Consider the following 24,081-nt stretch of genomic DNA (forward strand, 5'->3'; position numbering starts at 1 on the left):
GCACCTAACCGCGCGGGAAGGCACGGCCGCTCACAGCGGGAGGCGGTGGCGGAAGACGACGGATACACGGCTGCGGGCCGGGGCCCGCGTTCTGTTACCCCGGCCATTCTACCGCCCGGCCGCCAGGCTTTGGCCACTATACTGACTCCCATGCGCATGTATATCGGTTCCATTCTGGTCGATGATGTGGCCCACGCCCACGATTTCTACGTCGGTACGCTTGGCTTCCAGGTCAAGGACGACGTCACGCACGGCGATTTCCGCTGGCTGACCATCACCAACCCGACGCAGCTGGCCGCGGACGGCTCGGTGCTGCCCGGGGCCGGCATGGAAATCGTGCTCGAGCCCAAGGGGCACCCCGCCGCCGGCCAGTTCACCGACGCCCTGCGCGCGGCCGGGATGCCACTGACCCAGTTCCTCACCGACGATCTGGACCGGGACTACGCGGAGCTACAAGACCGCGGCGTGGAGTTCACCATGGAGCCGACCGACGTGGGACCGTCCCGGATCGCGGTCTTCGACGATACCTGCGGCAACCTGATCCAGATTGTGGAGCTCAAGAACTAGCAACCGCTGGTCACAATTAACAACCGTCACACGCGTTTCGGCTAAACTGGGGATAACCTTTACCTACCCAAGGAGATGACTCCCTATGCGCCAGTGGATCTCTACCCTCGCTCCCCTCGCGGTGGCCGGCCTCGTCCTCACCGGCTGCGCGAATGACGATAATTCCGACAACGCGAACGACACCTCCTCCCCCAGCACCGTGACGTCTACCTCCGCCGCCCCCGACAACGAGGCCGCGGCGGCCGAATCCTCCACCGTCCAGAAGGGCGCGACCGCCCCTGCGGGCGGGGCATCCGACGGGGTGAAGATGCTGGGCACCCCGTCCCTGGACGATGAGCAGCACATGGCCCAAGGCGCCGGTGAGCTGGTCCCGGTGCGCGTGCGCACCGCGGAGCACGCCGGCTTTACCCGCATGGTCATCGAATTTAGCGGTAAAGGCCCCGCCAGCTGGTTCGCCAGCTACACCGACGCGCCCACCCAGCAGGCCTCCGGGTACCCCGTCGAGGTAGCCGGCAACGCCTTCTTGGACCTAGGAATCGAGCCCACCCCGTGGCCGTCCACGCCGGAGCTGGAGGAACAATACTTAGATACCGGTAGCTTCCCGGGCGCCGGCGTCATCGAAGAGGTCCAGTTCACCAGCGCCTTCGAGGCCCAGTCCCAGTTCGTCGTGGGCCTGAAAGAAAAAGTCCCCTACTCCGTGACGTATATGGATGGCCCGCCGCGCGTGGTCATCGACTTTGCCGGCTAAGTAGGCGAGCGCCGGAAAGGATTAGTCCTTCCGGCGGCGCACCTCCGGCACGCGGATGATGTCGCTGCCGCCCATGAGCGCGTAGTTGACCAGCACGATAGTCGGCGCGTCTTCCGGGACCTCCGAGAGCGGGACGGTCACGCCCGGGCCGTTCTTGACGGTCGCGCCGCCCATAATCCCGAAGCCTTCCAGGCGGATGTTGTAGTTTTCCGGCACGCGGATTTCCGAGCCGCCCATGAGGTCCCAGGCGTTGATGACCACGCGGTTGGCGCCGATGGTGGCCTCCGAGAAGTCCAGCTCGCTGCCGCCCATGATGCTCAAGGCAAAGTGGCTGGGCTCGCAGTGCCAGCCGCCGAAGCGCTCTGCCCCGCCCATGATGCCGATCGAAAACTTCGAGCCCTCCCGGTTGGGAACCACCACGGGGTAGCTGGCGTTGCGCGCTGGCGCGGGCGTGTCCCGCTTGTCTAGGTCGTGGCTTAGCCCCAAGTCGTCGACCAGCTCGGTGAGCTGGTCCACGTAGGTGGCCTCCCAGACGCGCTGGGAGCGTTCGTCGAATTCAGCCAAGCTGATCTTGCCCTCGCTGAAAGCCTGGCTGACCAGCTCAGCGGCTGCGTGGCGCTGCTTATCGCCAGCGCGCTGTCGGGGTGTGTCCATACATCTAACGATACAAGAAAAGGGGCCTTCCGGCCCCTTAACTATCGATCGCTAGGTCATTGACCTACCAGCCGCTGGATTATTAGTCCTCGTCGACCGGCACCAGGGAGATCTTGCCGCGGTTGTCGATGTCGGCGATTTCGACCTGGATCTTGTCGCCCACGTTGACCACGTCCTCGACCTTTTCGATGCGCTCGTCGCCACCCAGCTTGGAGATGTGGATGAGCCCGTCGCGGCCCGGGGTCAGGGAGACGAACGCGCCGAAGGCGACGGTCTTGACGACCGTGCCCAGGAAGCGCTCCCCGACCTTCGGCAGCTGCGGGTTGGCAATCGAGTTGATCTTGTCCAGGGCGGCGTCGGCGGCCTCGCCGGACTCGGCGGAGACGTAGACGGTGCCGTCGTCCTCGATGGTGATGTCGGCGCCGGTCTCCTCCGTGATGGAGTTGATGGTCTTGCCCTTCGGGCCGATGAGCTCACCGATCTTGTTGACCGGGACCTGCACGGAGGTAATCTTCGGCGCCAGCGGGGACATCTCGTCTGGGCCTTCGATGACCTCGGCCATGGTGGCCAGGATGGCGGAGCGGGCATCGCGAGCCTGCTCCAGCGCGTCAGCCAGCACGGCGGACGGGATGCCGTCCAGCTTGGTGTCCAGCTGCAGGGCGGTGATGTATTCGGAGGTACCGGCGACCTTGAAGTCCATGTCGCCGAAGGCGTCCTCCGCGCCCAGGATGTCGGTCAGGGCGACGAACTTCTCCTTGCCGTCGACCTCGCCGGAGACCAAGCCCATGGCGATGCCGGCCACCGGGGCCTTCAGCGGGACGCCGGCGTTGTACAGCGACAGCGTCGAGGCGCAGACCGAGCCCATCGAGGTCGAGCCGTTCGAGCCCAGCGCCTCGGAGACCTGGCGGATGGCGTACGGGAAGTCCTCGCGGGACGGGATGACCGGCAGCAGGGCGCGCTCGGCCAGCGCGCCGTGGCCGATCTCGCGGCGCTTCGGGGAGCCGACGCGGCCGGTCTCGCCGGTGGAGTACGGCGGGAAGTTGTAGTGGTGCATGTAGCGCTTCGACTCGACCGGGGTCAGGGAGTCGATGTGCTGCTCCATCTTCAGCATGTCCAGGGTGGTCACGCCCAGGATCTGGGTCTCGCCGCGCTCGAACAGGGAGGAACCGTGGGCGCGCGGGACCAGCTCGACCTCGACACCCAGGTCGCGGATGTCGGTGACGCTGCGGCCGTCGATGCGGAAGCCCTCGGTCAGGATCTTGTGGCGGACGATCTCCTTCATCACCGCGTTATAAGCGCTGCGGATCTGCTTGGAGGCGTCGTCGTCCTCGAAGCGCTCGAGCAGTTCGGCCTCGACCTGCTCCATGTGCTCGTTGGTAGCCTCGTCGCGCTCCTGCTTGCCGGCAATGGTCAGCAGCTTCTCCAGCTTCTTGCTGGCCTTCTTCTCCACGGCCTGGAAGATCTCGTCCGAGTAGGCCGGGAAGAGCGGGAACTCCTGGGTCTCCTTGGCCACGCGCTCGGCCAGGCCGGCCTGGGCCTCGCACAGGGTCTTGATGAACGGCTTGGCGGCCTCCAGGCCCTCGGCCACGGCGGACTCCTGCGGCGCCGGGGCACCCTCGGCCACGCGCTCGGCCACGTTGATGCCGGCGCCGGCCTCGACCATCATGATGGCCACGTCTTCGACGGTCTTGCGGCCCTTCTTGCGCTGGACAATGCGGCCGGCCACGACCATCTCGAACAGCGCGCGGTCGTGCTGCTCGGAGTTCGGGAAGGCCACCCACTGGCCCTCCGGGTGCTTCTGATCGGCGATAAACGCCATGCGGACGCCGCCCACGGCGCCCGAGACCGGCAGGCCGGACAGCTGGGTCGCGGCGGAAGCGCCGTTGATGGCCACGACGTCGTAGTACTCATCCGGGGCCTGGGACATCACGGTGATGACGACCTGGACCTCGTTGCGCAGGCCCTTGACGAAGGTCGGGCGCAGCGGGCGGTCAATCAGGCGGCAGGCCAGGATGGCCTCGGTGGACGGGCGGCCCTCGCGGCGGAAGAACGAGCCCGGGATCTTGCCCGCGGCGTACATGCGCTCTTCCACGTCCACGGTCAGCGGGAAGAAGTCGAAGCCCTCCCGCGGCTGGTTGGAGGCCGTGGTGGTGGCCAGCAGCATGGTGTCGTCGTCCAGGTAGGTGGTCACCGAGCCGTCGGCCTGGCGGGCCAACTGCCCGGTCTCGAAGCGGATGGTGCGGGTACCGAAGTCCCCGTTATCCAGCGTGGCGATAGCTTCGGTGATGCCGAAGTCTTCGTCGTTTACATACTCAACAGCGTTGTTAGCGCTCATTAAAGTTAATTCTCCTCATCATCCGGCAATCGTCGGTGTCGCCGGTAGTCGTACAACGTTGAATTCACACACAACGGTGCTCAATCGTACCAGCTCAAAAGCCGGACCGATACAACGCCGCCCACGAAAATCGTGGTGGAGACCTCCTAGCCCCGCCGCCACGGCCGCCGGCCGGGCGGGAGAAAACGCCTAAGAGATCGCAAAAAAAGGCGCTGAGCACGGCAGGTGCTCAACGCCTTGTGCGACAATCGACGCTAGAAATTAGCGACGCAGGCCCAGACGGGAAATCAGGTCACGGTAGCGGTCGATGTTGGTGGAAGCCAGGTACTTCAGCAGGCCGCGGCGACGGCCGACCAGCAGCAGCAGGCCACGACGGGAGTGGTGATCCTGCTTGTGGTCCTTCAGGTGCTCGGTCAGGTTGCTGATGCGGTAGGTCAGCAGGGCCACCTGGGCTTCCGGGGAGCCGGTATCGGTCTCGTGGAGGCCGTATTCCTTCAGGATCTCGGCCTTCTTCTCAGTGGTCAGTGCCATGAGATAATCTCCTCAAACATATTTCAGTCCGCATGAAATCAAGCACCCAAAAAGGCGCCGCCGCAACTGCTGCGGACCGCAGTCACAAAGCTATCCGGAAATCTTAGCTGCTAGCGGCGCAAACCACCAAATCACACGAGCACGCGCTCGAGCCGGCGGACGAAGCCGTCGACGAAACGCTCGGCGTCGACATCCAGGGCGACTGCTACCCCGGAGTCCTCCCCGATCCGGGATTCGTCCCCGATGGTGCGCCCGATAGTGGGCCCGTCCACGTCGACCTTGAGCGGCATCCGCCGGCAGCCGACCAGGTCTGGCTCCGCGGCGACCGCCACGGCCAACGGGTCGTGCAGGCCGCACCCGCCCAGGTGGGGCGAGTTTTTCGCGTAGGCGTCGATGTAGAAATCCACCATGTCGGCATAGGCCACGCTCGCCGCCGTGCCGGCGGCCCGCCAGGCCCGGGTGGTCGCCCGCGTCAGCAGCGTCTGCAAAGTCACGTCGAGGCCCACCATGGTCAGATCCTGGCAGCCGCGCACGACGGCATCGGTCGCCGCCGGGTCCTGGGAGACGTTTGCCTCGGACCAGGCGGTGACGTTGCCCGGCACGGTCAGCGCCCCGCCCATCATGACGACCGGCAGGCTGGCCACCACCGGGTCGCGCTCCAGGGCCCGGGCCAGGGTGGTCGAGGGCCCGGTGGGCACGAAGACGATATCGCCGGTGTCGCGGTTCTGGTGGGCCATGCGGACTAAGAAATCCACCGCCGGTTCCGGCTCGGGCTGACGCCTGGGCGCGGGCAGCTCTACCCCGCCCAGGCCGTTTGCGCCGTGGATGCCGGCCGAGGCGGCGCTGACCGCAAAGCCCGGGCGCTGCGGGCCGACGAAGACCGGCACGTCTTCGCAACCGAGCAGTTCTAACAGCGCCAAAGTATTGCGCACGCCCACCTCGACCTCAACGTTGCCGTAGGTGCCCAGCACCCCGATAAGCTCGAGGTCCTCGTGGGCCACGGCGAGCGCCAGCGCCAGGGCGTCGTCGATGCCGGTGTCTAGGTCCAGGATGATCTTGCGCACTTAGGCGTCCTTCCTTGCGCTTAGCCGCGCTAGCTAGCTTTCGCTTTCCAGGAAAAAGGTGCCCGGCTCCCAGCCGCAGGCCTGGGCGTCTTGTGCTAGCAGCTGGCGGGTTTTCGCCACGTCGTTGCGCATGGCCGCGAGCAGCTCGTCGACGGAATCGAACTTGACCATGTCGCGGACGTGGGCGGTAAATTGCACCGTCGCGTCGTGGCCGTAGAGATCGGCGCTGCGGTCCAGCACGAAGGATTCCACGGAGCGCTGCTCGTCCCCGAAGGTCGGGTTCGTGCCCACGGAGATCGCCGCCGCGTAGGCCACTCCGGCCTCCATGTTGCCCTCGATAGGCGCGGCGGGCTCGTCGATGGTGAACCAGCCGGCATAGACGCCGTCGGCGGGGATGGCGATGGAGTCCGGGAAGTACTGGTTGGCCGTGGGATAGCCCAGCTCCTTGCCACCGCGCCCGGCCCCGCGGACCACGGGCCCGGAGACCGAGAAGTGCCGCCCCAGCGCCCAGTTGGCCCGGTCGACCTGGCCGGCGGCGAGGAACTGGCGCACCGTGGTCGAGGAGATGCGCACGCCCTCGTCGTCGAGCAGCTCAATGACGTCGACCGCAAAGCCCATCTCCTGGCCCAGCTCTTTCAGGACCGCCGGGGTGCCGGCGGCGTCGGCGCCGAAGGTGAAGTTCGCGCCCACGACCACGCCCTGGGCGTGCAGCTTGTCGACCAAGAGCGTCTGGGCGTAGTCCCGCGGGCTCAGGCCGCACAGCTCGTGGGTGAAGTCGATGACGACCACCGCGTCGAGGCCGTAGCGCTCTGCCAGCTGGAAGCGCCGCTGCAGCGTGGTCACCGCCAGCGGGGCGCGCTGCGGCAAGAAGACGGTCACCGGGTGCGGGTCGAAAGTCACCATGACCGCCTTGACGCCCTGGGCGTGGGCCCGGCTCACGGTGCGCTCGATCAGCTGCTGGTGGCCGCGGTGTACGCCGTCGAAGACGCCGATGGTGACCACGCTGGCCGCCAGTTGGTCGCTGATGGCTTCCATTCCATACCAAATATCCACGTCCTCTATGCTAGAACATGGCCGCCCATGCCCTAGACTCGAAGGCCATGACGGATCCTCTCGCTAGCTCTGGACTGGTAATTGTGGACAAGTCCGCGGGCATGACCTCACACGATGTCGTGGCCCGGCTGCGCCGCTATTTCGGCACCCGCAAAGTCGGCCACGCCGGCACCCTCGACCCGATGGCCACCGGAGTGCTCATCGCCGGGCTGGAGCGCGGCACGAAATTCCTCGCCCACCTCGTCGCGGCTACCAAGGCCTATGAGGCCACCATCCGCCTGGGCGCGGCGACCACAACCGACGACGCCGAAGGCGAAATCACCTCGCGCGGGGCCACCGAGGAAATCGACGATGCCCGCATCTACGCCGCCATCCAGGACCTGCGCGGCGATATCATGCAGCGGCCGGCCAGCGTCTCCGCCATCAAGATCGCCGGCAAGCGCGCCCACGAGCGGGTGCGCGACGGCGAGGACGTGGACATCCCCGCCCGCCCGGTGACCATCCACTCCTTTGAGGTGCACTCCATTGCCCGGACCGACGGCTGGATCGATATCGAGTGCAGCGTGGAGTGTTCCTCCGGCACCTATATCCGCTCCCTGGCCCGCGACCTGGGGGAAGCGCTGGGCTGCGGCGGGCACCTGACCGCCCTGCGGCGCACGGCCGTGGGCAATTTCCGCCTGTCTGATTCCGCTCCCCTGGCCGAGCTCGAGGATTCTCCCCGCCTGTCACTCTCCCTCGACGAGGCGCTCACCCGCTGCTACCCCGTCCTCGAGGTCACCGCCGACGAGCAGGCCGCGCTCGCGATGGGACAGTGGCTTGAGCCCCGCGGGCTGGAGGGCACGCACGCCGCCGTCGGCCCCGACGGGCGCGCGGTCGCCCTAGTCAAGGAGAAGGGCAAGCGCCTGGCCACCGTCTTCGTGGCGCGCCCGTCCACGCTCTAGCCCGCTGCTTTCCGTCCCGGATTCTCCAGCCTTGCGTTCCGCCGGCCCGGATTCCGGGTTCAGGGAAAGTTGACGTCCACCGTCGTGGCGACCACCACGTAGCCGTCCCGGACCAGCCAGCGCCCGGAGATAAACGGCACGGGGGTGGGCCTGACCAAAAGGTAAGAAATCAGCGTGCCGTCCTCGCGCAGGTCGATCTCGGCCTGTTCGAAACCCAACCAGCGGTCCGTCATGGGGAACCACGCCTTGTAGGTGGCCTCCTTGGCGCAGAACAGCAACCGGTCGGCGAACGGGATACCCGCGGCGCGCAGCCGGTAGAGCTGGGGGATCTCGCCGGAGCGGGCGATCATCGCCAGCACGCCCTCCGGCAGCTCTTCGGCCGGTTCGGCGTCCAGTCCCAGCGAGCGCACCTTGGTGGTGGGCGCCGCCACGGCCGCGCGGAAACCCTCGGTGTGTGTCATGGAGCCGGTAAACCCCTCCGGCCAGAGCGGCTTGCCCCGCTCGCCGCGCAGGATCGGCTCACTGCCGGTGTAGCCGGCCTCCCGCAGGGCCTCGTGGGCGCACCAGCGGGCGTCGCCGAACTCGGATTTGCGGACGTTGACCGACCGGGAGACGATGGATTGCTCCAGCGGGTGCAGCGCCTGGAAATTCATCAGGTCGGAATGCTCCGAGCGGGTCCGCACGTAGCAGAACCGGGCGGAGTCCGGGAACAGGCTTGGCTCGAGCATGATCAGTCCTCCTCCCGCAAGACCGGGTACGGCCAGGTTGGCCGGCGGTCGGCTCCCCACTGGCGCCACTGGCGCGGGTAGCCCAGGGAAACCTCGTGGTGCTCCACGCCATCGACCACGGTCGTGCCCGGCATATGCAGATGCCCGTAAATAACGGCGCTGGCGTCGTAGCGCTTAGCCCAGGAGCGGGTATGGCGCGTGCCGCACCACAGGCTGATCTCCGGGATCCCCAGCCGCAGCGTCGGCTCCTGGACCAACGGCCAGTGGTTGACCAGCACCGTCGGACCGGAAATCCGGGACAGGCGCTTGATGGTATAGGCCAGCCGATCCCAGCACCAGGCGCGGATGTCCACGAAAGGCGCGATGGCGAAGTCGTCCGTCATCACCAGCTGGGCCTCCCGCGCGGCGGCCAAGGCCTCCTCCACGCTGACCCCGGGGCGGCGGAAGCTGTAGTCGTAGAGCGTAAACAAGCCCGCCACTGTGTGCCCGGCGAAGACCGGGTACGGGTCCTCCGGGGTGTAGATGCCTAGGTCCCGGCAGCCGGCGACGAGCTCGTCGTATTTATCGCGGCCGCGGTAGCGGTCCCCCGACCGGCTGAACAGCTCGTGGTTGCCGGGGACCCAGATGACCTCGGCGAAGCGGGACTTTAGCTGCCGCAGCACCCGCAGCACGAGCTCGCTGCGCTCCGCGACGTCGCCGGCGACGATGAGCCAGTCCTGGGGGTTGTTCGGCGCCAAGCCGTCGATGTGCGGCGTGTTCGCCTTGACGGCGGCGTGCAGGTCCGCGACCGCCCACAGGGTGCGTGGCACCTGGTCCTCCTCGTTGTCGCTGTCGGTTCAGTTGGCTGCTATTCCGCGTCCGCCACCGCGCGGGGCTCGACGACGGCCCAGCGCATGGAGTAGAAACGGTATACCACCGCGATTGTACGCAAAGCGATAAACGCCCCGAGGCCCAACCAAATCCCCAGCAGGCCCCCGTCGGCGGCATAGGCCAACCAGATGCCGGGCAAAAAGCCCACCAGGACCGAACCGATGGTGATGTTGCGCAGGTAGGCGGCGTCGCCCGCGCCCAGCAGGACGCCGTCGAAGGCGAAGAGGATGCCACCGGCAACCACCATCGCCACCATGACCCACCAGGGCCCGCGCATGGCCTCAATCACCGCGTCGGAATTGGTAAAGATCCGCGGAATGACCCCGGCGCCCAGCGCGAAAATCGCGGCGAGTACCGCGGCGAAGCCGGCCGAATAGTGCATAATGCGTCCGCCGGTGCGGCGGGCGGCCTGCGCCGAGCCGGCGCCCAGGGCCGCGCCGATAAGCGTCTGCGCCGCGATCGCCAGGGAATCCAACACGAGCGTCAGGAAGTTCCACAGCTGCAGCATGACCTGGTGCGCGGCCAGGGAGGCCGTGCCGAAGCGGCCCGCCACGGCGGCCGCGGACAGGAAGGCGACCTGGAAGCTCAACGAGCGCAGGATGAGGTCCCGGCCCAGCACCAACTGGCGGCCGATGACTCGCGGGCGGACCTTCCAGGACCCGCCGTGCTGCCGGGCCAGTTCGATGAGAAAAAGCGTGGCCACGATCCCCATGCCCAGCACGTTGGCCGCCGCCGAGCCCGGCAGGCCCCAGAGGTGGACAAAGATGGGCACGCAGATAGCCCCGGGGATAACCCCGGCCAGGGTGAAAACCAGCGGCTTGCGGGTATTTTGCACGCCGCGCATCCAGCCGTTGCCGGCCATGACCACCAGGGTGATGGGGATGGCCAGGGCCGCGATGTGCAGCCACTGGGCCGCCCGCGCGGCGGTGTCGGCGTTGCCGGTCATCCACCACGTAATTTGCTCGGCAAAAAGCCACATGAGAACCGCCAGCGCCGTGCCGACGCCGAGGGCCACCCAGGTGGCCTGGATGCCTTCGGCGACGGCCTCCGCGCGCTTGCCCGCCCCGTACAGGCGCGCGCCGCGGGCCGTGGTGCCATAAGACAAAAACGTCAGCTGCGTGGTCACCACCGACTGCACCGCGGCCGCCGCGCCCAGCGCCGCCAGGTCCTCGGCGCCCAAACGGCCGACGACGGCCGTATCAAACAGGAGGTAGAGCGGCATCGCGGCCAGCACGCCAAGCGCGGGAAGTGCGAGCCCCAGGATGCGCCGCAGGGTGACCTCCGGGGCCTTCCCGCCGGTCGTGGTGGCCTCCTTCGCGGCGGCATCGCTCGTGGCGGCAGCGCTCGCGTCGGGGGTGGTATCGGCAGAGTTTTCGTCTTTAGTCATTAATACGTGCGTACAACTTCCACTAACTTCTCAGTGATTTCTTCCGGGGTGCCGTGGGCGGTGTAGCCGGCGGCCGGGACGTGCCCGCCGCCGCCGAAGCGCAGGGCGATGGACGAGCAGTCCACGACCGAGGAACGCAGCGAGGTCGCAAAGACACCCGGCGCCTGCTCCTTGAACACGACGCCGATGTCCGTGCCGTCCAGGGCGCGGACGAACTCCACCAGCGACTCCACGGCGGCATCGGAGTGATCCCCGATATCGGCCAGGCGGCCCACCAGCACGCCGAGCGTGTGGGAGCCGGCCTCGACGACCTGCACGCCGGCGAGGACCCGTCCCAGCATCTGCAGATCGGAAGCGGTGGTGCTATCGAGCAGTTCGACTGCGATCTGTTTGGTGTCGAGCCCGTAGTGCATCAGGCGCGCGGCGTATTCGTGCATGGCCGGCCGGCCCCACCTGAAGCTACCGGTGTCCGTGACCAGCCCGGCGTAGAGCGCGTGCGCGATGTCCTTGTTCATCTGCACGTCGAGCATGTCCAGGATCTGCGTCAGGGCCACGGTGGTGGACTCGCAATCGCAGTCCACCAGGTTGACCGAGCCGAAGCCGGGGTTCGAGGCGTGGTGATCGATGCAGACCACCCGCCCGGCCGCCGCCTGCTCCTCCACCGCTTGGGCCAGCGAACCGGTGCGATCCAGCGAGCCGCAGTCCACGGTGACGTACAGGTCGTAGCCGTCCGGCAGGTCATCGACGAGCTCGACGGCCTCCGCGCCGGGGATGGTGAGCAGGTTGCGGGAGATCTCCCGGCGCTGCCCGATGACGACGCGGGTGGTTTTGTCGAACTGCCGCAGCGCCATATTCAACGCGCAGGCCGATCCCACCGCGTCGGCATCCGGTCGCAGGTGGGTGATGATGCACACGCTGTCCGCTGCGCGCATCGCCGCCACTACCCGCTCATAGTCCTGTTCGAGCACGGGTTTACTCGCTTTCCTTCTCCTTATACGGGTTCGCCTCGCCGGCCGGCTGGGCGTTTTCCTTCAGCTTCGCCAGCTCGGCGTCGCGGGCGCGGGCCTTTTCCAGCAGCTGTTCCATGTGCGCCGAGGACTCCGGCACGGTGTCGACCTCGAAGCTCAGCGTCGGGGTGAAACGCACGCCCAGCTGGTCGCCGACCAGCTTGCGCAGCTGGCCGCGGGCGCGGTGCAGGGCCTCGGCGGCGGCGTCGAAGTCCGGCTCGTCGTCGATGTCGCGGCCGCGGACCGTGTAGTAGACCGTCGCGTCGTGCAGATCCCCGGTCACCCGGGTGTCGGTGACCGTCACCAGCTCCACGCGGCGGTCCTTGATGTTGTGTTCGAGGGCGTTAGCAACAATTGCCTGAATCCTCTTCGCCATGCGTCCCGCGCGTGCGTGGTCTGCCATTGCTCCTCCTAGACCTGAGTTGGAAAAATCGATCTTCAAGCTAATCTATTCTATCTTCCCCGCGCAACGAAAAATCCCCGCCACGCACGATGGCGGGGCGGGGACAATCGCTTCCGGTAGTACACCTACCGGTTAGCGCCAGCTAGTAGCTGGCAACTGGCAGGAACTAGTCGCGCGGGACCTCGACCTCTTCGTAGGCCTGGATCTGGTCGCCGACCTGGATGTCCGGGAAGGACAGGACCATACCGCACTCGTAGCCGGCGTTGATCTCGTTGGCGTCGTCCTTCTCGTGACGCAGCGACTCGATGCGGGCATCGCTGGCGATGACGTTGCCATCGCGGACGATGCGCACCTTGCCGTTGCGCTTGACCTGGCCTTCGGTGACCATACAACCCGCGATGGTGCCCACGGCGGAGGACTTGAACAGTGCGCGGATTTCGGCCGCACCGGTCTCGCGCTCCTCGTAGATGGGCTTGAGCATGCCCTTGAGGGCCTTCTCCACATCCTCGATGGCGCGGTAGATAACCGTGTAGTAGCGGATATCCACGCCCTCTTGGTTGGCCTCGTTGGTCGCCTTGCCCTCAGCGCGAACGTTGAAGGCGATGATGACGGCATCGGAAGCCGCCGCCAGGGTGACGTTGGTCTGGGTGACCGCACCGACGCCGCGGTCGATGACGTTGAGCTGCACCTCGTCGTCGACCTCGATGTCCAGCAGGGCGTCTTCCAGAGCCTCGACCGAACCGGCGTTGTCGCCCTTGAGGATCAGGTTCAGCGTCGAGGTCTCCTTCAGCACCGCATCCAGATCCTCCAGGGACACGCGCTTGCGGGCCTTGGCCTGCATAGCGGAACGCTTGCGGGCGTCACGCTGGGCGGCGATCTGGCGCGCCACGCGGTCGTCCTCGACCACCAGCAGGTTGTCGCCGGCGCCCGGGACACCGTTGAGGCCCTGGACCTGGACCGGGCGGGACGGGCCCGCCTCTTCCACGTCGTTGCCGAACTCGTCGAGCATGCGGCGCACGCGGCCGAAGGAGTCGCCCACGACGATGGAGTCGCCGATGCGCAGCGTACCGCGCTGGACGATGACCGTAGCCACCGGGCCACGGCCGCGGTCCAGGTAGGCCTCGATGGCCACGCCCTGGGCGTCCATGTCCGGGTTGGCGGTCAGCTCGAGGGCCGCGTCCGCGGTCAGGACGACCGCCTCCAGCAGCTCCTCGATGTTCTGGCCCGCCTTGGCGGAGATGTCCACGAACATGGTGTCGCCGCCGTACTCTTCCGGCACCAGGCCGTACTCGGTGAGCTGGCCACGGATCTTGTCCGGCTGAGCCTCCGGCTTATCGATCTTGTTCACCGCCACCACGACCGGGATGTCCGCGGCCTTGGCGTGATTGATGGCCTCAATGGTCTGCGGCATGACGCCGTCATCAGCGGCCACGACCAGGATGGCCAGGTCCGTGGACTTGGCACCGCGGGCACGCATGGCGGTAAACGCCTCGTGGCCCGGGGTATCCAGGAAGGTGATGGCGCGATCGCCGCCGTCGACCTCCACGTCTACCTGGTAAGCACCGATGCCCTGGGTAATGCCGCCGGCCTCACCCTCGCGCTCGTTGGTCTTACGGATGGTGTCCAACAGGCGGGTCTTACCGTGGTCGACGTGACCCATGACGGTGACCACCGGCGGGCGCTTAGCGAGGTCTTCCTCGCTGCCCTCGTCCTCACCGAACTGCAGGTCGAAGGACTCGAGCAGCTCGCGGTCCTCGTCCTCCGGGGAGACGACCTCGACCTTGTAGTTGATCTCGGCACCCAGCAGCTGCAGGGTCTCCTCCGAGACGGAAGCGGTAGCGGTGACCATCTCGCCCAGGTTGAACAGCGCCTGGACCAGGGCGGCCGGATCCGCGCCGATCTTCTCGGCGAAGTCCGCCAGCGAAGCACCGCGGCGCAGACGCACGGTCTTGCCGCCGCCGTCGGGCAGGCGAACGCCGCCGACGACGTGCTTCTGCTGCTCCTCAAACTCGTGCCGCTTCTGACGCTTCGACTTCTTGCCCTTGCGGGGTGCGCCACCCGGCCGGCCGAATGCGCCGGCGGTACCGCCGCGACGACCGCCACGGCCACCGCGGAAACCGCCCGGACCGTGACCCGGGCCGCCACCGCGGCCGCGACCACCCCGGCCGCCACCGCCGCCATTGGCGGACTTGGACGGCATGGAAGCGGGGTTCGGGTGCGACGGCATCATCGCCGGGGTAGGACGGCGACCGCCGCCCTGACCGCCGGAGGACTGGCCGCCGCGCGGCTTGTTGTCGCCGCGGCCCTGGCCCGGCTTGTTGCCGCCGGAACGCGGGCCCTTGGTGCCGCCCGGACGCGGGCCGCCCTTGCCGCCACCGCGCGGCTCGCTGGAGCCGCCAGTGGAAAACGGGTTGTTGGCCACCCGGCGGGTGCCACCCGGCTTCGGCATCGGGCGCGGCATGGCATTGCCCGGGGTCGGGCGCTCGCCGCCGCGCGACTTGTTGTCGCCACGGCCCTGGCCCGGCTTCGGGGCTGCCTTGCCCGCACCCGGCTTGGGGGCGGACTTGCCCGCGCCCGGCTTCGGGGCCTCCTGGCCCGGCTTCGGGGCAGCCGACTTAGCGGCGCCCGGCTTGGGCGCACCCGGCTTCGGGGCAGCCTTGCCCGCACCCGGCTTGGGAGCGGACTTGCTAGCGCCCGGCTTCTGGGCTGCCTTGCCAGCACCCGGCTTCGGGGCGGACTTTGCGGCACCCGGCTTGGGCTTGGATTGGTTGGCGGACTTCTGCTCGGCGGCGTTGTCGCCGCCGCCCTGCGCCTCATAGTGGGCGCGCATCTTCTTGACCACCGGCGGTTCGATGGTGGACGAGGCGGTCTTGACGAACTCGCCTTGTTCCTTCAGGGTTGCGAGCAGTTCCTTGCTGGTTACACCGAGCTGTTTAGCCAGCTCGTGAACACGTAGCTTTCCGGCCACTTGTCTCCTCTTGGGTTAGCTAGAGGCCATAAGCGCCGGAAAGGCGGTCATGACCCCTAGGGTTTACGTAGGACTTTCATCGCTGATGCTTCATCGTTGTGCGCTCATCAGTGTTCGGTCTTCCTTACAATCTCAGGGTCTTCCCCACGGCCGTTGCCGGCCGTGGCATGGGGTTCCTTGGCGGATTCTTCCTCCAAGTACTTTCTAATCTGACCTGTGTCCACAGCTGCAGACACGCGAAGAGCCCGCCCGAAGGCGCGCCTTTTCTCCGCTAGCTCGTAGGCAGCCAGGGTGGGCTGGATCCACGCTCCCCTCCCCGGATGTGAACGCTGCGGATCGGGCACGGCGATGACCGTGCCGTCTGGGGTGGTGGTTGCCACCACGCGCAGCAATTCCGAGTCAGGATGCGTCGTTCGGTGGGCGATACAAGTGCGAAGCCGGATGGGCCGGGCCCGATTAGCTCGCACTCATTACCTCCGAATCTTGGCTGTGCTCCATGAAACCTGGCCGCGTTAGGGCCGTCCAATAGTTTACGGCAAAGTGGACTAAAAATGAACTTAGGCCCCACACTCCGCGTGTGGGGCCTAACTCGTCTCGCGCCTATTCGTGGGCGGCGGCGTCCGCGTCCGAATGGATGTCGATCTTCCAGCCGGTCAGGCGGGCGGCCAGGCGGGCGTTTTGGCCTTCCTTGCCGATGGCCAGGGACAGCTGGTAGTCCGGCACGGTCACGCGGGCGACCTGGGCGTCCGGGTCGAGCACCTCGACGCGCACCACCTTGGACGGGGCCAGGGCGTTGCCGACGTAGACCTCCGGGGAATCGTGGTAGTCGATGATGTCGATCTTCTCTCCGCCGAGCTCGCGCATGATGTTGTTCACGCGCTGGCCGCGGGGGCCGATGCAGGCGCCCTTGGCGTTGAGCCCCTTGACGGTGCCGCGGACGGAGACCTTCGAGCGGTGGCCGGCCTCGCGGGCGATCGCCAGGATCTCCACGGCCTTATCGGCGACCTCTGGGACCTCGAGCTCGAAGAGCCCGCGGACCAGCTCCGGGTGGGTGCGCGAGAGGTTGATCTGGACGTTGTTGCCGTTGCGGCTGACCCCTACGACGTAGGCCTTGACGCGGTCGCCGTGCTCCAGCTTCTCGCCCGGGATCTGCTCGGCCGGCAGCAGGATGCCGTCCTGGGGCTCGGCCTCGGTGCCCAGCTGGACGACGATGATGCCGCGGGCATTCAGCGTGGCCTCGCGCTCGACGATGCCGGAGACCACCGTGCCCTGGATGTGAGAGTAGGAATCGAAAGTGCGATCGGCCTCGGCCATGCGCAGGCGGCCGTAGATGGCCTCGCGGACCGCCCGGGCACCGACGCGGCCGAAGTTTTCCGGCGTGTCATCGTATTCGGTGGCCAGCTCCCCCGTCTCCGGGTCCAGCTCGCTGACGATGACGGCGACCGCGCCGGTCTCCGAGTCGATGTCCACGCGGGCCTTGGCGTTGTCCCGGGCCGAGCCGCCGCGGTAGTCCAGGTAGGAGCTCAGCAGGGCGCCCGCGATGGAGCGCAGCAGCTCAGATACCGGAACCTCGCGTTCCTTTTCGATGGCTCGCAGTGCCGCCAGATCAATATTCACTTGTCGATCCTCTCGTTAGGCCGAGACGCGCTCGGCCGCATGTTCAAAGTCTTCGCGCGCGATTTCCAGCTCGGCGGCTGAAGGTTGCGCGAATTCAATTTCTACCACTGCCCGGGCGATATTAGCCAATCGCAGGATCTCCACCTCGAGGTCCTTCTTGACCGTGCGGACGACGATGACCTCGGTGTTGTCCGCGTTGAGGGCGCCCAGCCGCCAGACGGTGCGCTGGCCCGGGGCATCGGCCAGCTCGACGGCCACCCGGCGGCCCTGGTTGCGGCGGAAGTGCCGCGGGGCAGTAAGTGGCAGGTCCACGCCCGGGGTGGAGACCTCCAGAGTGTAACCGGCGCCGAAGTTGAGCTCGCCGGCGTCCTCGGCGGCATCAAAGCGCTGGGAGATGAGATCGGAGACCTCCTCCAGCACGTCCGAGGTCGGCCGCTTATCCCCGTCCACACGGATGATTACCTGTGATTTCTTGCCCGCCCGCGTGGTCTTGATGTCTTCGACGTCGAGGCCGCGGTCCTGAATGAGCGGTTGCACGAATTCCGTCAATGTTGCCGAGTCTGGGAAAGCCATAACCTCTAGCCTAACCCGACCGGGTACAGTCTCTTGCGTGAACCGCCGAAAGCTAGCCGCCCCTGCCGTCGCCGTTATTGCGCTCGTGCCCGCCACGACCGCCTGCCAACCCGTGGTGGACTATTTCGGTCCCCGGCCGGACGCCACCCTGGTGGAGCTGGCCCAGGCCGCGGAGGCAGACGCCCAGGCTTTGAATACCACCGATCCCGAAAACGCAGACTTGCGCCAGGGCCAGGCCGACGCCCTCTACGCGGAGGTCGCCCGCCTGTGCGGCACCCGGGACGGACAAGTGCCGGAGTCGTGCGAAGTAGAGCACGCCACCGAAGCCACAGCCGACGGACAAACTGCCCCGGGCGAAGGCGCCGAAGACTCCGTGGACTCCGCGGCCGTGCTCACCCGGGCCCGCGACGCGGTGCTTGGCCAGCTCACCGCCGTGACGGCGGAGTCCCGCCCCCTGGTCACCGACCAGGCCATCGATCTCTCGGCCGCTGTCAATAGCCTCGCCGCGGAGGCTGGCGCGGGCGCGGATTCCGAGTCCGATCCCGCGCCCGAGCTGGCCGTCGATACCCTCGATCCGGAGCAGGCAGAGGCCGCGCGCGAGCTGTTGGACTGGGAATACCAGCAGTCCTTCGGCCTGGACTTCGCCCGCGCGTTCGCCGAGCCCTGGCTCGAGCCCATCATCGACGCCCGCTTGGACGCGCACGCGCACCTGACCGCCCAGCTCCAACAGGCGCTGGCGGCCACCGGCGACGTTCCGCAGCCGGCCGCCGGCTACGAGCCGGCCGGGCTGGAGCTGCCCACGGACGCGGCCAGCGCCGAACAGTTCGTGCGGTCCCTGCGCGAATCCAACGCCGAGACCTGGCGGGCTGCCGCCACCGAGGAGGCCGCGCGCTTGAGCGGGCAGTCGGCCTCCACCGAGTGGCGCGACTGGCTCATCGCGGTCGCCGCCCGCTCCTAGCGGGATTGATCGCGGTTGCGGCGGCGTCGCGGGCACCCCGGCGCAGCGGCGAGCTTAACGCCGCCTGAACGGGCGGCCAGAAAACCGTTATCGGTTTTTGCGGAGGTTTTCATTGCATGGCCGCGGGGGACGATCCTAAGTTGGACGGTCGTTGGTTGCCGACGGGCTCGGTAGCTCATGCAACCAGACAGACCTTGCAGCCTATTTTTAGGAGTTTATGTTTTCCCGGAAGTCTTTCCTGTCCGCCGCAGCCGCTACCGCGATCGGTGTCGCCGGCCTCGCCGCCCCGACCGCGGGCGCCGCTAGCGCCGACGCCTGGCAGCAGGTAGCCGCCTGCGAGTCCGGCGGCGACTGGTCGATCAACACCGGCAACGGCTACTACGGCGGCCTGCAGTTCAACGCCCAGACCTGGGCGGCACACGGCGGCCAGCAGTACGCCCCGCAGGCCGACCAGGCCACCCCGGAACAGCAGATCGCCGTGGCGGAAAACGTCCTGGCCACCCAGGGCCCGGGCGCCTGGCCGAACTGCGGCGGCCCGCTGGGCTAGTTCGCCTGATAGATACGGCGCGCCAGCTGCAGCATGGGAATCTGCAGCGGCAAGCGCACCACGTGATAGCAGCGCTTCGGCACCGAGCCGGAGCGCTCTTTCCATGCGTGGTAGAAGTTGGCCGGCCACACCGCCAGCAGCAAGGCGTACGCGCTGGCCGCGCCCGCCCGGCGGGTGTCCTTGCGCCACAGCAGGCCGGCGGTGGCTAGCTCCCACAGCCCCGAGGCGTAGTTGTACAGCCGCGGGTGGCCGGGCAGCTGCGGCGGGACGATGGACTCGAATGCGTCGCGCGCGGCGAAGTGCAGCACTCCCATGCCGCCCAGGGCCGCGGCGAAAACCTGTGCCCTATTCATTGCCACGCACCCGCTCCACCAGGGTGTCGACAATCTCATCAACCGGGACCTCGAGGGTCTCGCCGCCGCGCACGCGCAGCTCGATGATGCCGTCGGCGAAAGAGCGGCCGAGGATGGCGATAAACGGCATGCCCAGTAGCTCGGCGTCCTTGAACTTCACGCCCGGGGAGACCTTGGGGCGGTCGTCGAAGAGGACCTCGATGCCGCGCTGGTCGAGCTTGCCGACCAGCTCATCGCCGGCGGCCATGGCGGCCTGGTCCTTGTTCGCGACGACCACGTGCACCTGGTAGGGCGCGACCTCCACCGGCCAGTTCAGGCCCTTGTCGTCGTGGCGCTGCTCCGCCAGCACGGCCAGCATGCGGGTAATGCCGATGCCGTAGGAGCCCATGGTGGGCGTGGCGCGCTTGCCGTTTTCGTCGAGGATGGACACGTTGAAGGCCTCGGTGTACTTGCGGCCCAGCTGGAAGATGTGGCCCAGCTCGATGCCGCGCTCCAGGCGCAGGGTGCCCTGGCCTTCCGGCGCCGGATCGCCTTCGCGGATTTCGGCGGCCTCGACGAATTCGTCGACGTTAAAGTCGCGGCCGGCCACCAGGCCGACGGTGTGGCGCTGCGGCGCGTCCGCGCCGGTGATCCAGGAGGTGCCGTTGACCACGCGCGGGTCGGCGAGCACGCGCACGCCGTTGTCGTTGAGCGACTTCGGCCCGACGTAGCCCTTGACCAGGAAGTCGTGGCGGGCGAAGTCGGCCTCCTCGGCCAGCTCGAACTCGGCCGGCTCGAGGCTGGCCTCCAGGCGCTTCTCATCCAGCTGGCGATCGCCCGGGATGAGCACGCCGGCCAGCTCCCAGTCCCCGCCCGGCTGGCGGGTCTTGATGACCATGCACTTGAGGGTGTCGGCGGCCTCGACGGCCCGGCCGTCGACCTCGATGCCCGCCTCGCGGGCCCAGTCCACCAGGGCCTCGATGGTGCCGGCCTCCGGGGTCTCGTGGATTTCAGCGGCCGGAGCGCCGGAGAAATCGCGCTCGGCCGGGGCCTGGGTGACCACGGCCTCGACGTTGGCGGCGTAGTCGCCGTCGGTGGCGCGGACGAAGGTGTCCTCGCCCACCGGGGACACGGCCAGGAATTCTTCCGAGGCCGACCCGCCCATCGCGCCCGAGGTGGCCTGGCAGATGGCGTAATCGATCTCCAGGCGGTTGAAGATGTTCTGGTAGGCGCGGCGGTGGCGCTGGTAGCTGTCCTCCAGGCCCTCGTCGGACATGTCGAAGGAATAGGAATCCTTCATGGTGAACTCACGCCCGCGGAGCACGCCCGCGCGGGGGCGCTCCTCGTCGCGGTACTTGGTCTGGATCTGGTACAAGGTCACCGGGAAATCCTTGTAGGACGAGTACATGTCCTTGACCGCGGTGGTGAACATCTCCTCGTGCGTCGGCCCGAGCAGCATGTCCGCGCCCTTGCGGTCCTTCAGGCGGAAGAGGTTGTCGCCGTACTCGGTCCACCGGCTGGTGTCCTCGTAGGGCTCGCGCGGCAGCAGCGCCGGGAAGAGCACTTCCTGGCCGCCGATGGCGTTCATTTCCTGGCGCACGACGTCTTCGATCTTGCGCAGCGCCCGCAACCCCAGCGGCAACCACGTGTAGATGCCCGGCGCGGTTCGGCGCACGTAGCCCGCGCGGACCAGCAGCTTGTGGCTAGGGACTTCCGCATCCGCAGGATCTTCGCGGAGGGTACGTAAAAACAGCTCAGACAGGCGAGTAATCATGTCACAAATATACCCCGCTACCCTAAAGCTATGTTCATGATCCTCCCTCCCTCAGAGACGAAGTCGACCGGCGGCGAAGGCGCGCCCCTTAATCTGGATTCCCTGTCCTTTCCGGCGCTGAACGAAATCCGGCAGGACATAGCCGCGGATCTGAGCGCGCTCGAGCCCCGCGAGGCCCTCGGCGTGCTGGGCATTTCCGAAAAGCTCCTGGCGTCGGCGGAGGCGAACCAACAGCTTTTCACCACCCCCACTACCCCGGCGCTCTACCGCTACACCGGCGTGCTCTACGACGCCCTGGAGCCGGCCAGCCTGCCGCCTGCCGCGCTCGAGCGCCTGGCGGTCGGCTCGGCTCTGTTCGGGGTCGTGCGCGCCGGGGACTTCATCCCGCACTACCGCCTGTCGGGCTCGACCAAGCTGCCCCGGCGCGCCCAGCCCGGGCAGGCCGCGCCCACGATGAAGAAGCGCTGGGGCAAGGCCATCACCAACGAGTTGCGCGCTCTGCAGGAAGACGGCGAGCTCATCATCGACCTGCGCTCCGGAGCCTACAAGCAGCTGGGCCCGGTGCCCGGTGCGCTGACGCTGCGCGTAGAATCCGTGCAGCCGGACGGCAGCCGCAAGGTGGTCAGCCACTTCAACAAGCACTACAAGGGCCTGGCCGCGCGCGAGCTCGCCGGCGCTGAGCAGCCCGCCAGCGATGCCGAGGGGGTGGCCGAGCTGCTGGGCAGTGCCGGCTTCACGGTGGAGCTGCCCGCGACCACCGGCCGGCCCGCCGGGGAACTCACGCTCGTGGTCTAGCCCGCCGCCTTCTGTTCCTTACAGGCTGTAGCGCAGGCAGTTGTGCTCGGTGCGGCACTCGTCGCCGAGGCGGATATCCGGGGCTACCCGGCCTTCCGCGTGGGCGGTAGTCAGCGCGTCGAGCACCTTGTCTTTCAGGCCCCACGGGCTGATGGTGTTGATGTAGATCTTGGTGCCGCCCTCGAAGCCGGCCAGCGTCGAGATGCGCAGCTTGATGAGGATCCGCCAGGGCTGCGGCACGGCCACGTCGACGGGCTGGTGGTGCCATTCCTCGTTGCAAGCCACGGCCGGGCCCACCGCCGCGTGGGCCGCGTGGACCAGGTCACTGACCGCCCGCACTTCCTCGGCGCTCTGGCGCCAGGGGCGGCCGATGGCGGACTTGGAGAAGACCTCCAGCGTCGGGTAGCGGTGCCCGAAGCCGGCGAAAAGCACCGCGTGCTGGTTCTCCGCGATGACGAGGTTGTGCTTCGCGGCGTATCCCACCGCCCACTCGTTGTACATGTTCGGGTGGGAGCGCAGCAGCTGAACCTCCCGCTGGGAGGCCATGCCGCGGTCGTCGATGGCCACCAGCTGCTTGTGCAGGTGCTCAAACGACGCCCCCGCCGGCGCCAACCAGTTCTGGAACGCGGCCACGTAGGAGACGTACCGGTTGTGCTCGTAGAGATCCCGCATGGAGTCGATGCACAGCTGCATCATCCGCAGGTGCTCGTCCGGGGTCAGCCGCCCGGAGGACAATAGCCCGCCGGCGGAGTCCACGTGCCGGTCGGCGATGATGACGTCGTGCCCGCCGCCGAAAAACGGCGCGGCCGCGGCCTGGAATTCCTCCTCCCCGCGGGGCAGGTCCTGCCTGCTGGCTTTGGCCTTCGCCGCGATGATGGCCTCGACGTGGCGGCGGCCCTCCGGGTTCGCGAGGTAAGCCTCCTGGTGGGCGGCGGTGGCGGGGTCCATGCGGTAGCCGTAGTTGGCGCGCCAGTAGTCGTAGGAGACGATTTCGAACAGGTTGGGCACGCGCCTAAACAACGGTGCCGTCGCGTCGAGTTCCGCGGGCATGGCGTGCCGGACGATGGTCCCGTCGGCCAGGATCCGTGCCTTTTCCGGCGGGGTTTCCAGCTTTCGCCCAGTACAGAAGGCGCAGCGCTTATCGTCGTCCCCTTCGGCGGGGTGAGGCGTGCCGTTGGTGGTGGCCAAGGGGCGGTTGCCCCGGCCGGGCACCGTCCACACCTCCGTCCCGGAGAAGGGGTTGACCTGTTTGATGGTGCCGTCGACCATGGTCTGGATGGGCTCGACGCGGGAAAACAACGGCAAGTTCATGCCCTCTACCTTAGGCGGGATCGCGCGGGCCGACGCGCTAAGATCGCCGCCATGCGCCACGAATATTGCGAAGCCGATGTCTTTGCCACCACCGCCTTTAGCGGCAACCCGCTCGCGGTCATCGCCGACGCGGACGCTCTAAGCGACCAGCAGATGCAGGCCATAGCCAATTGGACGAACCTGTCCGAGACGGCGTTCCTGCTGCGTCCGACCACCCCGGAGGCGGACTACCGGGTGCGGATTTTCACCCCGCACACCGAGCTTCCCTTCGCCGGACACCCCACCCTGGGTAGCGCGCGGGCCTGGCTCGCCTTCGGCGGCACCCCGCGCCAGCCCGGCCGGCTAACGCAGGAATGTGCCGCGGGCCTTATCCCCATCCGCCAGGAAGCCGCCGGCGACGGCCCCCTCTTCTTCGCCACCCCGCCCCTGCAGAAAAAGGGCCCGCTGAGCGAGGAAGAGCTGGCCGACAGCTGTCGTGCAATCGGCGTGGACCCGGCCGCGGTCATCTCCCACGCCTGGGTGGACAACGGCCCGGGCTGGCGCATGGTCCAGCTCGCCGATGCCGCCGCCGTGCGCGCCATCGATACCTTCCGCCCCACCACCCCGCACAAGCTGGGCGTCGTGGGCATGACTGGACAGGACAGCGAAAACGTCGACCACAGCGACGACGACAAGGATGATTCCCCGGCCTATGTCATCCGGGCGTTCACGCCCGACCACGAGGATCCCGTGACCGGCTCGCTCAACGGCGGGGCTGCCCAGTTCCTGCGCTCCCAAGGGGCAGTGGGACCGGAGTACTGGGTCAGCCAGGGCACGTGCCGCGGCCGCGCCGGGCGGGTGGAGATCCGCGACACCGGCGAGGACCTCTGGGTGGGCGGCCGCGCCACGGTGCGGATCGCCGGCCACGTGGATATTTAA

The 24,081-nt window shown here is 67.7% G+C and carries 24 protein-coding genes; 7 read left to right on the forward strand and 17 right to left on the reverse strand.

Annotated elements, in window-relative coordinates; translation table 11 throughout:
- Positions 1 to 150 precede the first annotated feature (150 nt).
- Both ACEE23_RS06050 and ACEE23_RS06055 read left to right on the forward strand, forming a co-directional pair.
- Entirely contained in the window at positions 151 to 567 is a 417-nt protein-coding gene (locus ACEE23_RS06050) for a VOC family protein (RefSeq protein WP_368519153.1), read from the forward strand.
- A gap of 85 nt (positions 568 to 652) precedes the next feature.
- Positions 653 to 1,315, forward strand: coding sequence for an AMIN-like domain-containing (lipo)protein (locus ACEE23_RS06055; RefSeq protein ID WP_368519152.1), 663 nt, complete (start codon positions 653 to 655; stop codon positions 1,313 to 1,315).
- Between the two features lie 21 nt (positions 1,316 to 1,336).
- Here the strand turns inward: ACEE23_RS06055 and ACEE23_RS06060 are convergent, their stop codons facing one another.
- The 5 genes from ACEE23_RS06060 to ACEE23_RS06080 all read right to left on the reverse strand — a co-directional run bounded on the left by ACEE23_RS06060 (position 1,337) and on the right by ACEE23_RS06080 (position 6,952).
- Positions 1,337 to 1,969, reverse strand: a complete 633-nt coding sequence (locus ACEE23_RS06060) for a DUF1707 SHOCT-like domain-containing protein (RefSeq protein ID WP_368519151.1) — start codon at positions 1,967 to 1,969, stop codon at positions 1,337 to 1,339.
- A gap of 82 nt (positions 1,970 to 2,051) precedes the next feature.
- Positions 2,052 to 4,304 carry a polyribonucleotide nucleotidyltransferase gene (locus ACEE23_RS06065; RefSeq protein WP_368519150.1) on the reverse strand — a complete coding sequence of 751 codons (2,253 nt, stop codon included), beginning with the start codon at positions 4,302 to 4,304 and terminating at the stop codon, positions 2,052 to 2,054.
- 261 nt (positions 4,305 to 4,565) lie between these two features.
- A complete protein-coding gene (rpsO, locus tag ACEE23_RS06070; RefSeq protein ID WP_070768484.1) occupies positions 4,566 to 4,835 on the reverse strand; it encodes a 30S ribosomal protein S15 in 270 nt (89 codons plus the stop codon).
- A 131-nt stretch (positions 4,836 to 4,966) separates the two neighbouring features.
- Positions 4,967 to 5,899 (reverse strand): nucleoside hydrolase, encoded by a 933-nt coding sequence (locus ACEE23_RS06075; protein WP_368519149.1) that lies wholly within the window; start codon positions 5,897 to 5,899, stop codon positions 4,967 to 4,969.
- 33 nt (positions 5,900 to 5,932) lie between these two features.
- Positions 5,933 to 6,952: a bifunctional riboflavin kinase/FAD synthetase gene (locus tag ACEE23_RS06080; RefSeq protein ID WP_448871442.1), complete on the reverse strand. Its 1,020-nt coding sequence runs from the start codon at positions 6,950 to 6,952 to the stop codon at positions 5,933 to 5,935.
- A 47-nt stretch (positions 6,953 to 6,999) separates the two neighbouring features.
- On the opposite strand from ACEE23_RS06080, the gene truB reads away from it, so the two are divergent.
- Positions 7,000 to 7,893 (forward strand): tRNA pseudouridine(55) synthase TruB, encoded by an 894-nt coding sequence (truB, locus tag ACEE23_RS06085; RefSeq protein WP_368519148.1) that lies wholly within the window; start codon positions 7,000 to 7,002, stop codon positions 7,891 to 7,893.
- A gap of 59 nt (positions 7,894 to 7,952) precedes the next feature.
- On the opposite strand, the gene ACEE23_RS06090 is transcribed toward truB, so the two are convergent.
- From ACEE23_RS06090 to rimP, 9 genes are all read right to left on the reverse strand, one after another.
- Positions 7,953 to 8,621, reverse strand: coding sequence for a 4'-phosphopantetheinyl transferase family protein (locus tag ACEE23_RS06090; protein ID WP_368519147.1), 669 nt, complete (start codon positions 8,619 to 8,621; stop codon positions 7,953 to 7,955).
- A gap of 2 nt (positions 8,622 to 8,623) precedes the next feature.
- On the reverse strand, positions 8,624 to 9,430 hold the full coding sequence (locus ACEE23_RS06095; protein ID WP_368519146.1) for a metallophosphoesterase family protein: 807 nt from the start codon (positions 9,428 to 9,430) through the stop codon (positions 8,624 to 8,626).
- Positions 9,431 to 9,468: 38 nt separating this feature from the next.
- Positions 9,469 to 10,878, reverse strand: a complete 1,410-nt coding sequence (locus tag ACEE23_RS06100) for an MATE family efflux transporter (protein ID WP_368519145.1) — start codon at positions 10,876 to 10,878, stop codon at positions 9,469 to 9,471.
- Entirely contained in the window at positions 10,878 to 11,846 is a 969-nt protein-coding gene (locus ACEE23_RS06105) for a DHH family phosphoesterase (RefSeq protein ID WP_368519144.1), read from the reverse strand. Before ACEE23_RS06105 ends, ACEE23_RS06100 begins: the two co-directional genes overlap by 1 nt.
- 4 nt (positions 11,847 to 11,850) lie before the next feature.
- A complete protein-coding gene (gene rbfA, locus ACEE23_RS06110) occupies positions 11,851 to 12,288 on the reverse strand; it encodes a 30S ribosome-binding factor RbfA (protein ID WP_070768491.1) in 438 nt (145 codons plus the stop codon).
- A gap of 166 nt (positions 12,289 to 12,454) precedes the next feature.
- Positions 12,455 to 15,256 (reverse strand): translation initiation factor IF-2, encoded by a 2,802-nt coding sequence (infB, locus tag ACEE23_RS06115; protein WP_368519143.1) that lies wholly within the window; start codon positions 15,254 to 15,256, stop codon positions 12,455 to 12,457.
- A 107-nt stretch (positions 15,257 to 15,363) separates the two neighbouring features.
- Complete coding sequence (locus tag ACEE23_RS06120) at positions 15,364 to 15,723, reverse strand: YlxR family protein (RefSeq protein WP_368519142.1); 360 nt, start codon at positions 15,721 to 15,723, stop codon at positions 15,364 to 15,366.
- A 133-nt stretch (positions 15,724 to 15,856) separates the two neighbouring features.
- Entirely contained in the window at positions 15,857 to 16,873 is a 1,017-nt protein-coding gene (nusA, locus tag ACEE23_RS06125; protein WP_368519141.1) for a transcription termination factor NusA, read from the reverse strand.
- Between the two features lie 15 nt (positions 16,874 to 16,888).
- Positions 16,889 to 17,446, reverse strand: a complete 558-nt coding sequence (gene rimP, locus ACEE23_RS06130; protein ID WP_368519140.1) for a ribosome maturation factor RimP — start codon at positions 17,444 to 17,446, stop codon at positions 16,889 to 16,891.
- 37 nt (positions 17,447 to 17,483) lie between these two features.
- Between rimP and ACEE23_RS06135 the strand changes: the two genes are divergently transcribed.
- Together ACEE23_RS06135 and ACEE23_RS06140 are read left to right on the forward strand one after the other, a co-directional pair.
- Positions 17,484 to 18,404: a DUF4439 domain-containing protein gene (locus ACEE23_RS06135; protein ID WP_368519139.1), complete on the forward strand. Its 921-nt coding sequence runs from the start codon at positions 17,484 to 17,486 to the stop codon at positions 18,402 to 18,404.
- Between the two features lie 217 nt (positions 18,405 to 18,621).
- Positions 18,622 to 18,951 (forward strand): transglycosylase family protein, encoded by a 330-nt coding sequence (locus ACEE23_RS06140; RefSeq protein ID WP_368519138.1) that lies wholly within the window; start codon positions 18,622 to 18,624, stop codon positions 18,949 to 18,951.
- Here the strand turns inward: ACEE23_RS06140 and ACEE23_RS06145 are convergent.
- The gene (locus ACEE23_RS06145) at positions 18,948 to 19,304 is read right to left on the reverse strand and encodes a DoxX family protein (protein WP_368533891.1); all 357 of its coding nucleotides are present in this window, start codon (positions 19,302 to 19,304) and stop codon (positions 18,948 to 18,950) included. The genes ACEE23_RS06140 and ACEE23_RS06145 overlap by 4 nt on opposite strands.
- Positions 19,297 to 21,057: a proline--tRNA ligase gene (locus ACEE23_RS06150; protein ID WP_368519136.1), complete on the reverse strand. Its 1,761-nt coding sequence runs from the start codon at positions 21,055 to 21,057 to the stop codon at positions 19,297 to 19,299. The genes ACEE23_RS06145 and ACEE23_RS06150 overlap by 8 nt, the downstream gene beginning before the upstream one ends.
- Before the next feature lie 30 nt (positions 21,058 to 21,087).
- On the opposite strand from ACEE23_RS06150, the gene yaaA reads away from it, so the two are divergent.
- Positions 21,088 to 21,852: a peroxide stress protein YaaA gene (gene yaaA / locus ACEE23_RS06155; protein WP_368519135.1), complete on the forward strand. Its 765-nt coding sequence runs from the start codon at positions 21,088 to 21,090 to the stop codon at positions 21,850 to 21,852.
- 18 nt (positions 21,853 to 21,870) lie between these two features.
- Here the strand turns inward: yaaA and ACEE23_RS06160 are convergent, their stop codons facing one another.
- Positions 21,871 to 23,163: a DUF4921 family protein gene (locus ACEE23_RS06160; RefSeq protein ID WP_368519134.1), complete on the reverse strand. Its 1,293-nt coding sequence runs from the start codon at positions 23,161 to 23,163 to the stop codon at positions 21,871 to 21,873.
- Positions 23,164 to 23,214: 51 nt separating this feature from the next.
- On the opposite strand from ACEE23_RS06160, the gene ACEE23_RS06165 reads away from it, so the two are divergent.
- Positions 23,215 to 24,081: a PhzF family phenazine biosynthesis protein gene (locus tag ACEE23_RS06165; RefSeq protein WP_368519133.1), complete on the forward strand. Its 867-nt coding sequence runs from the start codon at positions 23,215 to 23,217 to the stop codon at positions 24,079 to 24,081.

The sequence above is a fragment of the Corynebacterium sp. 32222D000AT genome (genome assembly GCF_053546955.1).

Bases quoted from the DNA above. Each gene is read 5' to 3' on its own strand.
- truB (WP_368519148.1), top strand. From the start codon at position 7,000: ATGACGGATCCTCTCGCTAGCTCTGGACTGGTAATTGTGGACAAGTCC.
- yaaA (WP_368519135.1), top strand. From the start codon at position 21,088: ATGTTCATGATCCTCCCTCCCTCAGAGACGAAGTCGACCGGCGGCGAA.
- ACEE23_RS06090 (WP_368519147.1), bottom strand. From the start codon at position 8,621: ATGCTCGAGCCAAGCCTGTTCCCGGACTCCGCCCGGTTCTGCTACGTG.
- ACEE23_RS06050 (WP_368519153.1), top strand. From the start codon at position 151: ATGCGCATGTATATCGGTTCCATTCTGGTCGATGATGTGGCCCACGCC.
- ACEE23_RS06160 (WP_368519134.1), bottom strand. From the start codon at position 23,163: ATGAACTTGCCGTTGTTTTCCCGCGTCGAGCCCATCCAGACCATGGTC.
- ACEE23_RS06150 (WP_368519136.1), bottom strand. From the start codon at position 21,057: ATGATTACTCGCCTGTCTGAGCTGTTTTTACGTACCCTCCGCGAAGAT.
- ACEE23_RS06165 (WP_368519133.1), top strand. From the start codon at position 23,215: ATGCGCCACGAATATTGCGAAGCCGATGTCTTTGCCACCACCGCCTTT.
- ACEE23_RS06065 (WP_368519150.1), bottom strand. From the start codon at position 4,304: ATGAGCGCTAACAACGCTGTTGAGTATGTAAACGACGAAGACTTCGGC.
- ACEE23_RS06145 (WP_368533891.1), bottom strand. From the start codon at position 19,304: ATGAATAGGGCACAGGTTTTCGCCGCGGCCCTGGGCGGCATGGGAGTG.
- ACEE23_RS06100 (WP_368519145.1), bottom strand. From the start codon at position 10,878: ATGACTAAAGACGAAAACTCTGCCGATACCACCCCCGACGCGAGCGCT.
- rpsO (WP_070768484.1), bottom strand. From the start codon at position 4,835: ATGGCACTGACCACTGAGAAGAAGGCCGAGATCCTGAAGGAATACGGC.
- ACEE23_RS06055 (WP_368519152.1), top strand. From the start codon at position 653: ATGCGCCAGTGGATCTCTACCCTCGCTCCCCTCGCGGTGGCCGGCCTC.
- ACEE23_RS06060 (WP_368519151.1), bottom strand. From the start codon at position 1,969: ATGGACACACCCCGACAGCGCGCTGGCGATAAGCAGCGCCACGCAGCC.
- ACEE23_RS06140 (WP_368519138.1), top strand. From the start codon at position 18,622: ATGTTTTCCCGGAAGTCTTTCCTGTCCGCCGCAGCCGCTACCGCGATC.
- rbfA (WP_070768491.1), bottom strand. From the start codon at position 12,288: ATGGCAGACCACGCACGCGCGGGACGCATGGCGAAGAGGATTCAGGCA.
- rimP (WP_368519140.1), bottom strand. From the start codon at position 17,446: ATGGCTTTCCCAGACTCGGCAACATTGACGGAATTCGTGCAACCGCTC.